15 protein-coding genes are annotated in these 17640 nt (G+C 63.1%); 7 read left to right on the top strand and 8 right to left on the bottom strand.

The window, feature by feature from the left end; genetic code table 11:
* Nucleotides 1–46: 46 nt before the first annotated feature.
* Nucleotides 47–1411 (bottom strand): tryptophanase, encoded by a 1365-nt coding sequence (locus tag BBF93_RS03630; RefSeq protein ID WP_114104996.1) that lies wholly within the window; start codon nt 1409–1411, stop codon nt 47–49.
* Nucleotides 1412–1663: 252 nt separating this feature from the next.
* On the opposite strand from BBF93_RS03630, the gene BBF93_RS03635 reads away from it, so the two are divergent.
* Nucleotides 1664–3406, top strand: coding sequence for a DUF4332 domain-containing protein (locus BBF93_RS03635; RefSeq protein WP_114104997.1), 1743 nt, complete (start codon nt 1664–1666; stop codon nt 3404–3406).
* Here BBF93_RS03635 and BBF93_RS03640 read toward each other — a convergent pair whose 3' ends face one another.
* A complete protein-coding gene (locus BBF93_RS03640) occupies nt 3407–4387 on the bottom strand; it encodes a Gfo/Idh/MocA family protein (RefSeq protein WP_114104998.1) in 981 nt (326 codons plus the stop codon). It lies immediately after the preceding gene.
* A 186-nt stretch (nt 4388–4573) separates the two neighbouring features.
* On the opposite strand from BBF93_RS03640, the gene BBF93_RS03645 reads away from it, so the two are divergent.
* Both BBF93_RS03645 and BBF93_RS03650 read left to right on the top strand, forming a co-directional pair.
* Complete coding sequence (locus BBF93_RS03645; protein WP_114104999.1) at nt 4574–4999, top strand: hypothetical protein; 426 nt, start codon at nt 4574–4576, stop codon at nt 4997–4999.
* Between the two features lie 86 nt (nt 5000–5085).
* Nucleotides 5086–5364, top strand: coding sequence for a hypothetical protein (locus BBF93_RS03650; RefSeq protein ID WP_035593517.1), 279 nt, complete (start codon nt 5086–5088; stop codon nt 5362–5364).
* Nucleotides 5365–5383: 19 nt separating this feature from the next.
* Here the strand turns inward: BBF93_RS03650 and BBF93_RS03655 are convergent, their stop codons facing one another.
* The 3 genes from BBF93_RS03655 to BBF93_RS03665 all read right to left on the bottom strand — a co-directional run bounded on the left by BBF93_RS03655 (nt 5384) and on the right by BBF93_RS03665 (nt 11395).
* Nucleotides 5384–8659: an efflux RND transporter permease subunit gene (locus BBF93_RS03655; RefSeq protein WP_114105000.1), complete on the bottom strand. Its 3276-nt coding sequence runs from the start codon at nt 8657–8659 to the stop codon at nt 5384–5386.
* A complete protein-coding gene (locus BBF93_RS03660; protein WP_114105001.1) occupies nt 8656–9732 on the bottom strand; it encodes an efflux RND transporter periplasmic adaptor subunit in 1077 nt (358 codons plus the stop codon). Before BBF93_RS03660 ends, BBF93_RS03655 begins: the two co-directional genes overlap by 4 nt.
* A 163-nt stretch (nt 9733–9895) precedes the next feature.
* Nucleotides 9896–11395, bottom strand: coding sequence for an amidase (locus BBF93_RS03665; RefSeq protein ID WP_114106983.1), 1500 nt, complete (start codon nt 11393–11395; stop codon nt 9896–9898).
* Between the two features lie 165 nt (nt 11396–11560).
* Here BBF93_RS03665 and BBF93_RS03670 point away from each other — a divergent pair, with 165 nt between their 5' ends.
* Complete coding sequence (locus tag BBF93_RS03670; RefSeq protein ID WP_035593523.1) at nt 11561–12316, top strand: TlyA family RNA methyltransferase; 756 nt, start codon at nt 11561–11563, stop codon at nt 12314–12316.
* On the opposite strand, the gene BBF93_RS03675 is transcribed toward BBF93_RS03670, so the two are convergent.
* Together BBF93_RS03675 and BBF93_RS03680 are read right to left on the bottom strand one after the other, a co-directional pair.
* A complete protein-coding gene (locus BBF93_RS03675; RefSeq protein ID WP_162786392.1) occupies nt 12313–12891 on the bottom strand; it encodes a copper chaperone PCu(A)C in 579 nt (192 codons plus the stop codon). The genes BBF93_RS03670 and BBF93_RS03675 overlap by 4 nt on opposite strands.
* A gap of 91 nt (nt 12892–12982) precedes the next feature.
* A complete protein-coding gene (locus BBF93_RS03680) occupies nt 12983–13750 on the bottom strand; it encodes a glycine zipper domain-containing protein (RefSeq protein ID WP_162786393.1) in 768 nt (255 codons plus the stop codon).
* 231 nt (nt 13751–13981) lie between these two features.
* Here BBF93_RS03680 and BBF93_RS03685 point away from each other — a divergent pair, with 231 nt between their 5' ends.
* The 3 genes from BBF93_RS03685 (at nt 13982) to BBF93_RS03695 (ending at nt 16395) form a co-directional block, all read left to right on the top strand.
* Entirely contained in the window at nt 13982–14989 is a 1008-nt protein-coding gene (locus BBF93_RS03685; protein ID WP_233349260.1) for a class I SAM-dependent methyltransferase, read from the top strand.
* Between the two features lie 164 nt (nt 14990–15153).
* The gene (locus tag BBF93_RS03690; protein WP_051612158.1) at nt 15154–15654 is read left to right on the top strand and encodes a porin family protein; all 501 of its coding nucleotides are present in this window, start codon (nt 15154–15156) and stop codon (nt 15652–15654) included.
* Between the two features lie 240 nt (nt 15655–15894).
* Nucleotides 15895–16395, top strand: a complete 501-nt coding sequence (locus BBF93_RS03695) for a porin family protein (RefSeq protein WP_035593529.1) — start codon at nt 15895–15897, stop codon at nt 16393–16395.
* An 80-nt stretch (nt 16396–16475) separates the two neighbouring features.
* Here the strand turns inward: BBF93_RS03695 and aroC are convergent, their stop codons facing one another.
* Nucleotides 16476–17567: a chorismate synthase gene (gene aroC / locus BBF93_RS03700; RefSeq protein WP_114105005.1), complete on the bottom strand. Its 1092-nt coding sequence runs from the start codon at nt 17565–17567 to the stop codon at nt 16476–16478.
* Nucleotides 17568–17640: the final 73 nt, after the last annotated feature.

Raw genomic sequence — 17640 nt, forward strand, 5'->3', positions numbered from 1 at the left:
TATAAGTTCAGACTTATTTTTCGGTCAAGCGCAAATGCGCGGGCGCCTAAAGCCGCTCGAACGCCGCCGTAAAGTGGCGCATCATCGGCGGCTCTTTCACGATGCGCAGGCCTTTTAGTTTGTCCTTTGCGGCGGCCACTTCTTCCAGCACTTCCACCACATAGTCCGCATGGCTCTGGGTGTAGACGCGGCGGGGCATGGCGAGGCGGACAAGGTCCATGGCAGCAGGCGCTTCGCTGCCATCGGGCTTGCGGCCGAACATCACGGTGCCGATCTCGCAGGCGCGGATGCCGCCGGTTTCATACATCGCGCAGGTCAGCGCCTGGCCGGGATATTCCAGCGGCGGAATATGCGGCAGGAATGCGCGCGCGTCGATGAACACGGCATGCCCGCCTGCAGGCTTCACCACCGGCACACCCATCGCGTCCAGTCTTTCGGCGATATAGGAATTCGTCCGTACCCGGTAGCGCAGGTAATCCTCGTCGATGATTTCCGTGAGGCCCTGGGCAATGGCGTCAAGGTCGCGTCCCGCAAGCCCGCCATAGGTGGGGAAGCCCTCGGTCTGGATCAGCAGGGTGCGGGCGCGTTCGGCCAGGCCGTCATCGTTGAGAGCCAGCCAACCGCCGATATTGGCGAAGGCATCCTTCTTGGCGCTCATTGTCATGCCATCGGCCACAGCAAAACAATCCCGCACGATGTCCTTAATCGAGCGGTCTTTCTGCCCTTCCTCGCGCAGCTTGATGAACCACGCATTCTCCGCAAAGCGGCAGCCATCAATATAGAAGGCCTTGCCATGCGCTTTCGCCAGCGCAGCCGCCCCCCGGATATTCTCCAGGCTGACAGGCTGGCCACCCCCGGCATTGTTGGTGATGGTCATCATCACGGCGGGAATGCGGTGGCCTTCCTCTGCAAGCACACGTTCGAGCGCGGTCAGATCCATATTGCCCTTGAACGGATGATCGAGCGACGGCACACGCCCCTCGGCAATCGGAATATCCAGCGCTTCGGCCCCCATCGCCTCGATATTGCCGCGCGTGGTGTCGAAATGGGTGTTGGAGGGGATGAGGTCGCCTTTCTGGGCGATCAGCGTGAAGAGAAGGTGTTCGGCCGCCCGGCCCTGATGGGCGGGGATGATGTGGCGGAAATCCATCAGGTCTTTCACGGCCGCCTCGAACCGGTAGAAGCTCGGCGCCCCGGCATAGCTTTCGTCCCCGGTCATCACCGCGCCCCATTGCGCTGCGCTCATGGCGGAGGTGCCGCTGTCGGTCAGAAGGTCGATGATCACATCCTCCGAATGCAGCTTGAAAAGGTTAAAGCCCGCCGCCTTCAGCAGGGCCTCGCGCTCGGCGCGCGTGGTCATGCGGATCGGCTCGACCGATTTGATGCGGAAAGGTTCGATGATGGTCTTCATGAGGGGCACTCCCGGCTGAAACGTTCCTGGGAGTGGGGCCCTGGTGACAGATGCCCCGCGCACAGGAACTGGTCGCGCCGCGGTTGCCTCTCCAGTTGCCTGGATGACGGCCGCGCTCAGCGCCTGTTGCGATAGGCAGGATTTATCATGCCGGGTCGCCCGCTGCCAAGCGCAGAAGGTGAAATAAGGTTAACAGCACATTCACCATTTCAAGCCACCAATAGCGTCCTGATTTGCTCTCAGGATGAGACCATGACCCTGCTTGAACGCGTTATCCGCGCGCACCGCTGCCGCTCGACCCACCATTTCATTGCGTTTGATGCGCTCTCCCTGATCGAGGGGCCGGAAGCGGAAGGATGGAAATCGCTGATGCTGGTGCATCATGAGCAGCTTCTGAAGGGGGCCAAGGCCCCCGACGACACCTTCCGGGATTTCAAGAACCATGTTCTGCATGTCGGCGAGGGCGAATGGGGCGGGGCCCGGGCCAAGGCGGCCGAATGGTATGCGGTGGCCGTTGACCTGCTGCGCCGCAAACGCTGGAGCGACGCGGCCTGGGCGCTCGGTGTGCTCAGCCATTACTATGCCGACCCGATCCAGCCCTTCCATACCGGCCAGACCGAGGCAGAAGGCGTCATCCACCGCGCCGTGGAGTGGAGCATCGCCAAGTCGCGCCCGGAAATCGATGCGCGCATCGCCCAGCAGGGGTATCCCGATATCAAGGTGCCGGGCGGGCTCGGCTTCGTGTCTGACATGGTGCGCGAAGGCGCCCTGCGCGCGCACGCGCATTATTTCACCTTTATCGACCATTATGACATTGATGCCGGCGTCGCCGATCCGCCCTCGGGCCTCGACGAGACGATGCGCGCCGTCATTGTGGATCTGATCGCCTATGCCACCGCTGGCTTTGCCGCCATCATCACGCGGGCCATAGAGGAGGCGGCCGTTTCTCCGCCCAAGGTCAATCTCACCCTGCAGGGCTATATCGAGACGCTGGATATCCCGCTGCGCTGGATCACGGCGAAGCTCGAAGACATGGCCGACCGGTCCACGGTCGAGAAGATGTACAAGGAATACCAGAAGACCGGAAAAGTCATCCGCGCCCTGCCGGAAGATGACAAGCTGATCCGCGAGCAGCACGCCAAGGAAGTGCGCCGGGTTTCGCTGAAGGAACTGAATGCCGAGCCGATTGCCCCGCTGGGCACAAAGCGGGACCCGGAAGGCATCCAGCCCGAGGAAGAGGCTGAAAACCTGCTCAAGGACACCGCTGAGGCGGAAGAAGAGATCCTCGACGTGATCGAGGAGGAGGCCGGAGAGGCCGATGCGGATGAAGCCTATGCTGACGAGGGCGAAGAGGAAAACCTCCTCGAAGAGGCCGAAGCTGACGCCGAAGAAGACTTTGAGGACCACACCGAATATGAGACAGACTTGGACGCCTCTGACGATGAGGACGAGGAGGTCTATGAGGAAGAGGAAGACCTGGAAGAGGCTTATGAGGCAGACGCCGGTGACGAGCTGGAGGAGGAAGACGATCCTGGGCCGCCGGCCATCATTGCCCCGGCCGCTGCCCGCCATCACCGCGCTGCCCTGACCTTCGACTCGCCCGTGGTCGATGCTCCGTCGATCGGCCCCAAAACGGCCGTGCACCTTGCCAGAGCCGGGATAGAGACGGTGGGTGACCTGCTGATCTGCGATCCCGATGAGGCGGCCGAGATCATTGGGGTCCGTCACATCACGGTGGACGCTATCGAGACCTGGCAGATGCAGGCGACCCTGATGATCGAAGTGCCGGGCCTCCGGGTGCATGACGCGCAGCTGCTCGTCGGCGCGGGAATTTCCTCACGCGAAGACCTCGCCAATGCGTCTGCCGCCACGATTTTCGAGCTGGCGATGGAGTTCCTTCAGACCTCCGCCGGCTCGCGCGTGCTGCGCCCTGGCGAAACGCTGGAGGAAGAGGAAGTCGAGGAATGGATCGAGATGGCGCAGGAAACCGCCTGATCACGTCCCGCGAGGCTTCAGTCCGCCCGTTTCATAAATCGCGTCGATCATCGCCATATTGGCAACCGCGTCCGCCCCGCCGGTAAGAGGGGTTGCCCGGCCCGCGATGACATCCAGCACATGGGCCAGCTGGTAGTCATATGTGGTCTCTCCGTCTACGGAGTAACGGGTGACGTCCCTGCCACGCTGGATCGAGATGGCGTTCCCTCGGCTGGGATGGATCGGGTTTGTGGCGCGCAGGATGCCTTCGCTGCCCTTTATGGCCAGGAACGCCTTGATCTTCTGATCGGGCTTCATGCTGGTTCTCAGCCGGGCGGGCACACCGCCGGGAAATTCCAGTTCAGCTTCGGTAACAAGGTCGATACCTGCGGCCCCTTCTTCCATCCGGGCGGAGATCAGGCGTGGCTCGCTGCCAGCGACTGTCCGCAACCAGTGCAGCGGATAACAGCCAAGGTCCATCAGGGCGCCGCCGCCCAGATCCGGCCGGTGGCGCAGTTCTTCCGCCGCATAGGGAATCCTCACGGAGAAATCCGCTTTCATCGCGCACAGCCTGCCAATGGCGCCGCTGCGGACCTTTTCCAGAATGTCGAGGAACATGGGATGGAAGCGGTAGTGAAAGGCTTCGATCAGATGCCTGCCGGTGCGCTCTGCTGCGTCGGCCATCCGCCGGGCCTCCGGCGCATTGAGGGCGAAGGGCTTTTCACACAGCACATGCTTGCCCGCCTCCAGCGCGGCAATCGACAGGTCCGCGTGCCGGTGCGGGGGCAGGGCGTTGTAAATGAGGTCTATGTCCGGCCGCGCGATCAGGGCTTCATAGCTTTCCACAACTTCCGGAATGCCGTGCGCGCCGGCAAAGGCGCCAGCCCGCGCGCCATCCCGCGCGGCGATTGCCACCACGCTGCAGTCTGCCCGCTTTTTTACCTGCGGGATCAGGGCTTTGGGCGCAATTTTCGCCGCCCCGAGAATGCCGATCCGGACCATGCAGAGCCCCCTCCCTCAAGCCATAGGTAAACAAACGCGCGCGGTTTGTTTACCCCGGCCTAACACCGCTTAACCCCTTTCTTGATGAATGACCCAAAAAGATTCACTCGATTCAGGAATCGGAAACCACACCGCGCGTTTAGTGCGGGCTCCACGGGGCCGTTGGATCTTAGGAGTGCCTTCGCCATGATAAATGATCTCATAGCGCACATCGCTAACACCAACGGTCTCGAGGAGCCCGTCGCCCGCAAGGCGCTGGGCATTCTGCTCAATGGCGCCGACCGGCAGGGGGCGCCGCTGGCGGCTGTCACTTTCCGCACCCTTCCCGGGGCCCGCGCGCTTGCCGCCTCGGCCGGCGCTGAGATCGGCGCGCCCACAGGTGAAATTGCCCGTCTGATCGAACTCACCCCCGGCGGCCGCCGCCGGGTTGTCGAGCAGATGTTTGGCGCATTGCGCACTGCCGGCATCGATCACGAAATCATGGGCCGCCTGCTGCCTTCCATCGGCAACTGGATGCATGAGGTCTGCGGAATTGAAGGCCTCGGCCAGCTCGGCGCCCTGATCGCGCACGATGCCGAGACTGCCGCCGCAGCGGCTGCCCGCGCAGCCTGACGCACGGGCGAGGCTTTTCAAGCCTCTCCAAGCCCGCTACAGCCCCTCGTCAGAACTGACCCAAGGACTGACAGGGGCCCGCCATCATGACGACTGAAAGCCTTCACGCGGATGAAGCCATCGCCGTTCGCCTCATGCAGGCGATCCGCGCCGATGCAGAGGCCGCCTGCGCGCCGGACCAGTTGGATCTGGTGTCGGTGACGCTCGATCTTTCCGCGACGGCTGAAGCGCCCGGCGCGCTTGTCTACACGCCCCGGATCGACCGCAAGACACGCACCATTCTCTTCACCAGCGGCTCGGCCGCCGGCCCGGCTGGCGCGGTGATGACCGCCACCGTCGTCTACCGTATCCGCCCGGCGGGCTGAGAGCTGGCTGACGGCCTGCTTACTCAGCCGCCGGCAGAATTTCCTTGGATGATTTGCCGTCCTCATTGGCGGCGACACTGCCTGATGGCGGCGGCGTGCGATCGCCGCCCTTGTGGGCACGCAGCCAGCTCAGCACCTTGAGCACATAGGGTTTCAGCCAGTTGATGACCTTACGGGCCCGGCGCTTCATCCGGTAGGGCACCAGCAACCAGGTGGGCGTGACCAGCAGGATCATCATGGTGGAGAAGGCAAGGCCAAACACCACGGCGGTCGCCAGCTGGACCCACCATTCAGAGGTCGCGCCGCCGAAATTGATGGCGCCTTCGGAGAACACTACCGTCATCTGCAACACCATGGGCAGCAGGCCGCATACGGTCGTGCCGGTGGTCAGAAGGATCGGGCGGATACGCTGGGCAGCGGTTGCCAGCGCCGCTTCTTCGGGCGGGCGCCCGTCCGACAGCAGACGGTTGAAGGTATCGATGAGCACGATATTGTTGTTCACCACGATACCTGCGAGCGCCACGATGCCCGTGCCGATCATCAGGATGCTGACATAGGGCAGCACAAGGTTGATGCCCACGAGAACCCCGGCCGTGGAAATGATCACGGCGGTCAGGGTCAGGATCACCTGCCAGAAATTATTGTACTGCCAGAGCAGGATCACGGCCATCATGAAGAGGGCGGCCGCAGCAGCCCCGCTGAAGAAGGCGGCAGCATCTGCCGAATCCTCGTCAGCGCCTTCAAAACGCACCTCAATTCCGGCCGGCATGTCCTGCGCGTCGATCCATTGCTTGAGTTCAGCCACAATGGCCGCGCCCGCGCCCTGTTCGGTTGCGTTGCCGCGCACGGAAATCACCCGCTTGCCATCCCGGCGCTCTATCGTGCTGACGCGCGGGGCAGGCTCACGGTCGACAAACAGCGACAGCGGCACATTCCCCTGCGGCGTTGCGATCCGCAGGCTGTCCAGCGCGGAGGCAGAACGGGCGTCTTCCGGAAACCGTACACGGATGTCGATTTCATCATTGGAATCGTCCGGGCGATAACGGCCCACAAGGATACCGTTGGTCACCAGCTGGACCGCGGCGCCCACCTGGGCGACATCGACCCCAAACTTGCCAGCCTCGGACCGGTCGACGGTGAGTTGGTATTCCACGCCAGGCAGGGGCCGGGAATCGTCCACCTCGCGCACGTCCCCGCGCGCTTCCATCCATCCGCGGATCATGTCGGCAGCCTGATACAGCTCGTCATTGTCAAAGCCGAGCAGGGCGACCTGGATATCCTTGCCGCCGGGCGGGCCTTGTTCGCGGGCGCTGATCTGGAAGCGCAGCGCCGGCACATTGGAGAGACGCTCGCGAACGCGCTCAAGCGTCACGCGACCGTTATAGGGCCCATCAGCAGTCGTTTTCAGATCCATCAGGATCTGGCCAATCGTATCTGCCGGCATGCCGCCGGAGGCGTCCATGTTGACCCCGCCGCCGCCGGACGACCCCGCGCGTGTGGACAGCGCCGTGATCCCGTCAAGGTCGGCGATGGCCGCCTCTGCGCGTTTCACCAGCTCAGCCTGCTCCGCAGCGGAAAGGGCGCCCTGTGCCTGCACGAACACATAGGCCTGTTCGGGTTCGATATCGAGGAACAGTTCGGATTTGTGCTGCTCCGAGCCGAACCACATGAAGATCAGGACGACGAGCCCGAAAGCTGCGCCCGTGGTCATCAGCGGACGGCGGATCGTTTCGCTGACAACGCGCACATACGCGCCCAGCCAGCCCTTCGCCTTGCGCGGGTCTGCGTCGGCTGCCAGCGCGGCGAGGTCTTCATCGGTGCCGCCGGGGCGCGCGCCGAACGTGGCGCCCATCACCGGCAGGAAGATCAGCGCGGAAATCAGCGAGGCCGTCAGCACGAAAATTAGCGTGATCGGCAGGTAGGCCATGAACTTGCCGGGCATCGAGTTCCAGAAGAGGAACGGCACGAACGCGGCCAGCGTAGTCAGCGCAGAGCTCACCACCGGCCAGAACATCCGCTTGCCCGCCATCGCATAGGCGTCCCGCTTGTTCAGGCCCTCGGCCATCTTACGGTCAGCATATTCGGTAACGATGATGCCGCCATCGACCAGCATACCGACCGCGATCACGAGGCCGAACATCACCATCATGTTGATCGTGAAGCCGAACGCGCCCAGCAGCAGGAACGCCATCACGAAGGTCGCGGGGATCGAGATACCCACCAGCGCGGCCGAGCGCAGACCGAGCGCGGCCACAACGATGATCATCACAAGCAGGATGGCCGTCATGATCGAGCTTTGCAGCTGGCCGAGCTGAGTGCCGATCATCTCGGATGTGTCGGAGGTGACAACCGCCTGCACCGTCGGCGGCCAGGATTGCTGCTCGATGGCCACCGCTTCGCGCACAAAATTGGCCGTATCAAGAATGTTTGCGCCGCTGCGTTTCACCACCTCGATGAGAAGGGCATTCTCGCCGTTGAAGGTGGCAAAGCCGGTGGGGTCCTTGAAGGTGCGGCGCACATCGGCCACATCGCCCAGGGTCACCACGGCATTGTCGGTCTGTTTGACCGGCAGGGAGAGCGCGTCGGCGCCGGTGCGGATAATGCCGGGCACCTTCACGGCAAAGCTGCCCTGGCCCGTCTCGATGGAGCCTGCCGCCACAAGCCGGTTATTGGCCGAGACGACTGCCATGATCTCCTGATAGGAGATGTTGTAGGTTTCCAACTTCACCGGATCGACAACGATCTCGAGCAGCTCCTCGCGCTTGCCCAGCACCCGGGCTTCCAGGATCGTGCCGTTGCTTTCCAGCCGGTCCTTGAGGTTGTCGGCGATCCGGGCAAGGCCGCGCTCGGGCGCGTCACCGTAAAGGTTGACCACCAGCACAGGGAACTGCGCCGCGTTGAACTCGGTGACAATCGGCTCGCGGGCGTCATCGGGGAAATAGCGTTTCGCCATATCCACCTTGTCTTTGACGTCGAGCACGGCCTGATTGATGTCCGCGTCGATCTCGAACTCCAGCACCAGCTGGGCCGCGCCCTCGGTGCCGTAGGAGTTGAAGGTCTTCAGGCCTTCAAGCGACTGGATCTCCTGTTCGATCGGCCGCACCAGAAGGCGCTCAGCGTCTTCGGGTGTCACGCCGGCAAGCGGCACGGTGATGGCCACGAAGGGGATTGGAATATCCGGGTCCGCTTCCTTCGGCATGTTGATGTAGGTAGCCGTGCCGGCAATCAGCACGCAGACCAGGATGGTAAGGATCATCCGTGTCCGGCCGATTGCCCAATCGACAACGCCTGTCATTTTCCGGCTCCCTCGGCGGAGACCGGTTTGATCGTCACGCCGTCATTGAGATAGTCCTGGCCCATCGCAATCAGCCGCACGCGGTCAGGCAGGCCCGTCACCCAGGCGCCTTCGCTCGTCTCGTCGATAATGCGCACCGGCGCAAAGGCCACGGTGTTGTTCTCCGTCACATGGCGCGCGCCTAGCTGGCCCGCGTCAGACAGGGTGAGAAGGGATGGCTTGATGAGCGTTGCGTCCGTCTCCCCGGCGGGAATGGACATGGACGCGGTAATCCCGGCTGCTACCAGCGCGTCGCCGGTATCAAGCTCGGCTTCAATCGGGAAGGTGCGGGTCTGTTCGTTGGCGGTGCGCGCCACAAAGCGCAGCTTGGCGGGAAACTTGCGGCCATCGGCCAGCACCACTTCGGCGGCCATGCCGACCTGCAGCAGCCCGGCCTGAGCCTCGGTCACCTCGGCCGCCACGATCACCGGATCCAGGTCCACCAGAAGGCCGCAGGCCCCGCCCGGAGAAAGATAGTCGCCCGCTTCGGCCATGCGGCGTTCGAAGACGCCATCAAACGGCGCGCGGACCTGTGTGCGGGACAACTCCACCTTGGCCGAGTTCACGGCCGCTTCGGCCGCATCAAGGCTGGCCTTGGCCGAGGCTTCGCGATTGGCGGGGGTGAGGCCCTTCTCGGCGAGTTTGACGGCGGCCTCATAATCCACGCGCGCGGAGTCGCGGGCCGCTTCGGCCTCTTTCACTCTCGCGCTGCGGGCTTCAACATCCAGTCCGCAAAGCAGGGTTCCGGCTTTGACGAATGTGCCTTCACGCACCGGCGTCGCCACCACCGTACCGGCGGTTCCCGCCTTCAGCGTCACTGATTTGTCTGGCGCCGTGCGGCCCTTGGCGGCAATCCGGATCGTATGCCGCTGGCTCTGCGCCTCAATCACGAGGGCCTGAGGGACATCGGAACGGGTTGAGGCCTCTGCCGCGGGTTGCTCCGTGCTAATACTTCCGCGCATGACGCTGCGAAGTCCGAAGTAGGCGACAATAGCCACCAGAATGATGGCGGCGATCAGGACGGAACGGTTCACTGTGTGGGTCTTTCCTGGGAGGGCGGACGGTAAAATAGGGCATCCTGACGCAAGAGTCAGGGTTTGTGCTAAAAGATTTCTAGCACGCCACCCGTTTCCAGCCTGCAAAGGACTGGACCAGTTTGGTTAATTGCTTGATCTGGCTGATTAATTCTTGCGAATATTACAGCGATGTTACAGCCGGTCTGCGCCCTGCCCAGGGCCGGGCGGCCTCCAGTTCCAGCGCCAGTTCAAACAACAGCCGGTCATCCCCCCTCCGTCCGGAGAACATCGCCCCGATAGGCAGGCCCGACGGTGACCAGGAAAGCGGCACACTCATCGACGCGGCGCCCGCCACATTCATGGGCGAGGTGTAGGCGACAAAGCTCAGCACGCTGTCCATCACCGCGTCGAAGTCCCTGTCGGGCGCCTGTTCCCCGATTGCCACGGCCGAGCTTCCGGTAACCGGGGTAAGCAGAATATCGAGGCCACTGAAGAAGCTGTGATACTCTTCCTCGAAGGCCAGAAGGTAGCCGACAATGCCCGGCAGGTCATCCATCCGGCTTGCCGCCATGTTTGCCAGGCCCAGCGTCCAGGGCTCCAGAATGTCAGGGCTGACCGGTTTACCGGAATAAGCGCTGACCTGGCGGGCAAACTCTCCGGCGCCTGCGGCCCAGTACATGATGAATGCGTCAGTGAATTTCGGGCCGTCCATGGGGAGGGTATAGTCGATCACGGTATGGCCAAGGTCGCGGCAAAGCTGGGCAACGTCTTCGATTGCAGCGCGGGTATCGGGATGCAGCGTCGTTCCGCCAATCGGCTCGGGCGCAAAGCCGATCTTCAGCCGCCGGGTCAGGGGCTGGATTTCGCCGAGGGCCGGATACGCTCCGCCTGGCACTTCCGCCGCGCGGAAAAGCTCAACGGAGTCCCGTACACTGATGGTCACGGCATGGTTCACCGAAATCTGAAGCGGCGGGGCCGCCGCGCCGGGCTCGCTATAAGGCAGCCGGTCGCGCGAGGGCTTCATCCCGAAGACGCCACAGGTGGATGCGGGTATGCGGATCGATCCGCCCCCATCGCTGGCATGAGCAAAGGGCACGACGCCGGCGGCCACCAGCGCCGCGGCGCCGCCGGACGATCCGCCCGGTATGCGGGAGACATCCCAGGGATTGCGGGTTGGCCCGTTGGAGAGCGGCTCGGTGGAGGAAATCAGCCCGGCTTCCGGCGTCGCTGATTTGCCCAGCGACACAATCCCCGCCCGCCGCCATCTGGCGGCAAACACGCTGTCGGTGGCCGCCACATGCCCCTCAAGGCCCCGGCAGCCTCTCAGTGTCGGCGCGCCCCGCCAGTCGATCAGATCCTTGATGAAGCTCGGCACGCCTGCAAACGGCCCGGCAAGCACCCCGCCGGCATCGGCGCGGGCAATCTCGAAGGTTTCGGTAACGATGCCGTTGATCTGATCTTCCACGGCCCGCGCCCGCGCGATCGCCGCTTCCACTTCTGCCAATGCCGTGGTCTCGCCCGCAGCAATGGCGGCGGCGATCGCCACCCCGTCACGAAAGCCGGGGGGCGCCGGCGCGATGTCTGGCTTGGAGGCCGTATCGGACGCTTTGGGCGCGCAGGCGGCGAGGGCGAGCGTGGCGGCGCCTCCGGCGAGGGCGGCGCGGCGTGTCAGTCTTGTCATGAAAGGAAAGCTCCCGGTCCCATGCAATGTCTGCAGTTCATCGCCGCTCATCGTGGCGGGCAAGCCCCGCCTGCGCAAGCCCTCTCTGTCCTGACGTTGACACTGGCCCCGCCTGTCCCTTTACGAGTAAGTCTGCTGCGAAAGCCCGGAAAGGACCGCCCCCAGATGACAGAGCCCGTTTCGCCGGAACGAGACCGCGCTGACAGGTTGCTCGTCGCCCTCGGCCATTTTGAAAGCCGCGCCGGCGCGCAGGCCGCCATTGCGGCGGGCCGGGTCAGGGCCGATGGACAGCTTGTCCGCAAGCCGTCTGAGATGATCGCCCGCAGCGCCCGGATCGAGGCGGAAGCGGCCCACCCCTATGTTTCGCGCGGCGGCCTGAAACTCGCTCATGCGCTTGATACATTCGGCATCGATGTCGCCGGAAAAACCTGCCTTGACCTTGGTGCCTCCACCGGCGGCTTCACGGACGTGCTGCTTCAGCGCGGCGCGGCCCATATCACGGCCATTGATGTGGGCCATGGTCAGCTACATCCGAAGATCGCCGCAGACGCCCGCGTCTCGGCCTTTGAAGGCCTGAATGCCCGCGACCTGACAGCCGGTCATCTGAAAGCCGCGCCGGAAATCATTGTCTGTGATCTGAGCTTTGTGTCGCTGCACAAGGTGCTGCCCGTGCCGCTCATCCTCGCAGCGCCGGGCGCGCGCCTCCTTGCCCTCTTCAAGCCCCAGTTCGAGGTGGGCCCGGAGAATGTCGGCAAGGGCGGCATCGTCACCGATGAAGCAGCGGTGGGCGAAGCGCTCGCGCGCCTCCCGGTCTTCCTGTCGGAAATGGGCTGGCAGTCCGAAGCCCCCATCCCCAGCCCGATAGAGGGCGGAGACGGGAACCGGGAATATCTCTTCCTCGCCCGCAGGCTTCAGATCTAGTCGCGCGCGGCAACCGTCATCGGCAGTTCCACATCTTCCGTGGTGCCATCTTCAAACTGTACACGGACGGTCACCGTCACGGCAGTGCCGGGCGTCAGGCTGTCAGGTTGCACGCCAAAGAACATCAGATGGTCGCCGCCCCGCGTCAGGGAATGGTCGCCATTGGCGGGAACGGTGAAGGTTTCCACCTTGCGCATCGCCATCTTGCCATCGGCGCTCATCTCATGGGTGTGCAGTTCAACGGCCTGCGCAAACGGCGCCTCTGCCCCTGTGATCGTCACGGCGCGGGCACCGGCGGCAAAGGTGCCAAAGCCTGCGGTCACATCGCGTCCGGCGGGTGGCACCAGCACGCTGCCTTCGACCAGTGCCAGCGTTCCGGCGATGATGCCCCGGTCAACCGGCGCGTCCGCTTCGGTGCCCATGTCATCGCCGTGCATGCCGGCATGATCATCATGGACAGCCTCGGTTTCCACCGGGGCCACAGCAGCATCACCAGCAGGCTGCTCATTTGCCGGCGCGCAGGCCGCCAGAAGCAGGGCCGAAAGGCTCGCCGCAGTAATCAGGGACATGCGCATGGGAAAGCTCCGTTCAGATCCACATTGGCGCGGAGTGAACATCAGCTTCCCGTTGATGGCAATTCCGTTTCTTGCCGCGCGTCAGGCTGCCTCAGTAACCGTAGAGCTCTTCCTCGCCCCAGCCATCCTGGATCTGCCACTGGCGTGTGTTGTTGTTCCAGCAGGCGGTCACCGGATCGCGCATCACCTGGCCATCGGGCATCTGCGTTTCGCGGTGGATCACCCGGCAGTCCGGCCCCCCGGAAGCTGGCTGGCCACCGCCATACTGATACCCGCCAGAGGGCGGATAGGATGGGGCAGGCGCGGGCGCCGGATAGGAGGAGGGATAGCTTGATGCCGGATAAGGCTGCGGCGCGGGGTGGGGATAGGAATTGGGGGCCCCGCGCATAACCTCGGCCCCGCCATAAAGGCCCTGGGTCGTCTGCGGGATCGAGCCATAAGGCACGGAGGAGTAGCTGCTGACCGGGGCATAGGCCACCTGGCAGTCGGTTGAGGATTTCTTGGCGATGTCGCTGCCCGCCAGCCCGCCCACCAGCGCGCCCAGTGTCGCGCCGACGGCCACCTGCCCGGAATTGGACCGGCTTTCCTTATAGGTGCGCGGCGGGCCGCGGCGGCGGTATTCGGTGTAGTAGCGGTCATTGTCGATGTTGTTGCCGATGGCGCCGCCGATCAGCCCGCCGACCACCGCGCCGACGACCGCGCCAGCCGTGCCGTCAGAGGATTTCTGCCGCTCGCACTGCACATTGCGCGCCGGCGCCGGGTAGGGATCATAACCATAACCGTATTGGGCATGGGCCTCGCCCGGCAGGGAAACGGCCAGAAGGCTGACGCCGCAGGCGAGAATCGCCATCTTCATCATCACCACACTCCTTGTGATCGAAGGCCGAGGGCCTCCAGTGTTGCCTTTATACTGGGACGGGCAATCTGAACCGGACCTGAAGAACGCGCGCGGCCGCCAAGCTGGCTGGACGGGCCGCCCTGTCGGCCACATATTCCCCTCATGGAATGGCGCAGGATAGCCGCAAGAACAGCAGGGCGCGCCCGGTATGCGGCCGGGCAGGGCCTGCGGTCTGCTTGGTATACGGCCCAGATGCAGGCCGCCCGTGCCCGCGCCGAAGGCTTCAACCGCCCCGGCGAGCCGGCCTTCCAGCCAAGCCGCGGCCGGCCTGACATGGCGGAGCTGCGGCGTGCTTATTTCGAGCTTTTCCTGCAGGACCGGGCCAATATCGAGGCGGGCCTCTATCCTGAGCCGCGTGAGCTCCGCCTCGCGGGGCTTCCCGGCGCGCTCAAGGCCGCCCGCGCGTTCCAGCAGGATGTGAAGGCGGTGGACGAAAGACGCCTCGCCAGAGACGGCAAGGCACTCCAGCGCGATATTCAGGCGGGCGGCGATTTCCTCCAGAGGAATGCCAACCGCTATCCCGATTATTACCTGCAGAATTTCCACTACCAGACTGGCGGCTGGTTCACCGATGAAAGTGCCGAGCTTTATGACACGCAGGTCGAAGCTCTCTTCTCCGGCACGGCCGACGCCATGCGCAGGGCCGCGCTGGCGGAAATTTCCAGGGCGCTGCAGGGGCGCGATCAGCGCCGGCAGAGCCTGCTTGATGTCGCTTGCGGAAATGGGCGTTTCCTCGAGAAGGTGCTGGAGGTGTGGCCGCGCCTCAATGTGACGGGGCTTGACCTCTCGCCTTCCTATACCGAAGCGGCCCGCGCGCGGCTTGCCCGCTGGCGCCAGGCCGATGTGATCCAGGAGATGGCCGAAGCCATGCCTGTGGAAAACGAAAGCTTCGACATGGCCGTGTCGATCTATCTTTTCCATGAGCTTCCGCCGCGTGTGCGCCCGCTGGTTCTGTCAGAGATATTCCGCGTCCTGAAACCGGGCGGGCTGTTTATTCTCGCAGACAGTCTGCAGTTCTCGGATCGTCCGCCTCTGGACGGTTTACTCGAATATTTCCCCCATGGTTTTCATGAGCCCTATTACAAGGACTATCTTGCATGGGATCTGGACGGCGCATTGACGCAGGCCGGTTTCGTTAAGGAGTGTGGCACACTTGCGTTCCTCACCAAGATAACGGCCTGGCGCAAAACACATCTCTGACAACTATATTAAGTCTCTGCAATTAATCGTGATTTTTTGGACACAGTGTTCCGGCAAAGCCGGAAAATGACTGTATGGAAAGATGGAACACGGAGGATTCGTGTCTACGTCTCTGCCTGTGCCCGGCCAGAAAGCCAGGCGCCGTAATAAGGAGAAAGTAGATCATGAAACTTGCACTTGCTTCCCTCGCAGTTGTTCTCGCCGCAACCCCCGCTGCCTTTGCGCAGGGAGATGTTGAAATCAGCGGCGGCTATTCGAACTTTGATGTCGGCCCGGCAGAAGTCGGCGCGCTCACAGGCCGCGGCACCTACTTCTTCACCAACAATTTCGGTGTTGAAGGTGAAGCCTCTGTCGGCGTGAAAGACGATGATTTCGGCGTTGGCAAGGTTGAGCTTGATCATTCGCTCGGTGCCTATGGTGTCATGCAGGCGCCGGTTTCCGACCGCGTCAGCCTCTTTGGCCGCCTCGGCTATTCGTCGACGGAACTCAGCGCCAACAATCCTGCCCTCAGCGCCGCTGCGTCTGACATCAAGGGTGTTGCTTATGGCGTTGGCGCGAAATTCAATGCCAGCGAACGTTTCGGCATTCGCGGTGAATTCACCAAACACGAAGGCGACCGGAATGATGCCGACGTTGTTTCCATCGGCGGCGTGATGCGCTTCTGATGTAATTCCACAGCCAATTTCCTCCCAAACATCTTCCCGGCGCCCTGTGCGCCGGGATTTTTTTTGTCTGTGGACAGAGTGTTTCCTAAAGGTAAACATTAAGGGCCTGTAATTAATCGTGCTTTTTCTGACACAGGGGTTAGGGTTTTCTGTCACATTGCTGCGAAGAAAGGTGGCACACGGATTTTTCATTGCTATTTCCGCCCTGCGCTCAGCGCAGTTATTTGGAGAAAGCGTATAATGAAAATCGCACTTGCTTCCCTCGCCATTGCCCTCACGGCTGCACCTGCAGCTTTCGCTCAGGGCGATGTCGAATTGAGCGCCGGCTATTCGAACGTTGATATCGGTTCTGCCGATCTCGGCGCTCTGACGGGCCGCGGCTCTTACTTCTTCACCCGTCACCTGGGTGTTGAAGGTGAGGCATCCATTGGCGTGAAAGACGATGATGTTGGTCTGGGCAAGGTCGAACTCGACCACTCCATCGGCGCTTTCGGCGTCGTGCGTGCTCCGATCTCTGAACGTTTCCACATGTTCGGCCGGGTTGGCTATGCCACCTCCGAACTGAGCGCCAGCGTTCCGGGCGTCGGCTCGGCTTCGGGTGATTTCGACGGCGTTGCTTACGGCGTCGGCGCGAAATTCTTCGCCACCGAACGGTTCGGCATCCGCGGCGACTTCACGAAATATGAAGGCGACGACAATGATGCCGACGTGTTCTCGATCGGCGCAGTGGTTCGCTTCTAAGCTTCCCCTGCATACTTGAATAGAAAAACCCCGGCACAGAACGTGCCGGGGTTTTTTGTTCTGCGGGCAGAATAATTGAGCTACCGCCCTGTCTGTCCCCGGTGGCGCAGCTTTGCGTCCGCCAGCACGCAGGCCATCATCGCTTCGGCCACCGGCACCGCGCGAATGCCCACGCACGGATCGTGCCGGCCGATCGTGCGCACATCCACTTCCTCTCCGTCGCGGGTGATGGATTTCACCTCGTTGAGAATGGAAGATGTCGGTTTGATCGCGATACGGACGACCATGTCCTGCCCGGTAGAGATGCCACCGGCCACCCCGCCATTATTGTTCGCGAGGAAACGCGGCGCGCCATTGCCCGCGCGCATCTCGTCGGCGTTTTCTTCCCCGCTCATCGCGGCGGCGGCAAAGCCTGCGCCGATTTCCACGCCCTTCACAGCATTGATGCTCATCATCGCGCCGGCGAGTTCGGCGTCGAGCTTGCCATAGACCGGCGCGCCCCATCCGGCCGGAACGCCGGAGGCATGCACCTCGACAATCGCCCCGGTCGAGCTGCCCGATTTGCGCATGCTGTCGAGATAGTCTTCCCATTGCGCGGCCATCGCTGCATCCGGGCCCCAGAAGGGGTTCTCCTGCGTCTGGGCCCAGTCCCAGCTCTCCGGGTCGATCATGTGCGGGCCAATCTGCACCACGGCGCCGCGAATGACGATGCCCTCGCCGAGCACCCGGCGCGCCACCGCACCGGCGGCCACGCGGGCGGCTGTTTCCCGCGCCGAGGAGCGCCCGCCGCCGCGATAGTCGCGTACGCCGTATTTCTGGTCATAGGCATAATCGGCATGGCCGGGGCGGTAGCGGTCGCGGATTTCGCGGTAATCTTTCGAGCGCTGGTCGGTGTTCTCGATCATCAGCGAGATCGGCGTGCCGGTGGTGACAGGGCCGCCGGTGCGGTCGTCCTCGAACACGCCGGAGAGGATTTTCACCTCATCGGCCTCCTGGCGCTGCGTCACGAAGCGGGAAGTGCCGGGGCGGCGCTTGTCCAGGAATTGCTGGATGAACGGCGCGTCCAGAGGCAATCCGGGCGGGCAGCCATCCACGACACAGCCAAGCGCCGGCCCATGACTTTCGCCCCAGGTGGTGACGCGGAACAGGTGGCCAAATGTATTGTGGGACATGTGACAGGCTATCCTCTCGCGGCTGCGGGCCTCGTCCTATATGAAAAACGAAGGCTTACAAACCGCGAAAAGG

The sequence above is a fragment of the Hyphomonas sp. CACIAM 19H1 genome (genome assembly GCF_003325995.1).
Lineage (GTDB): Bacteria > Pseudomonadota > Alphaproteobacteria > Caulobacterales > Hyphomonadaceae > Hyphomonas > Hyphomonas polymorpha.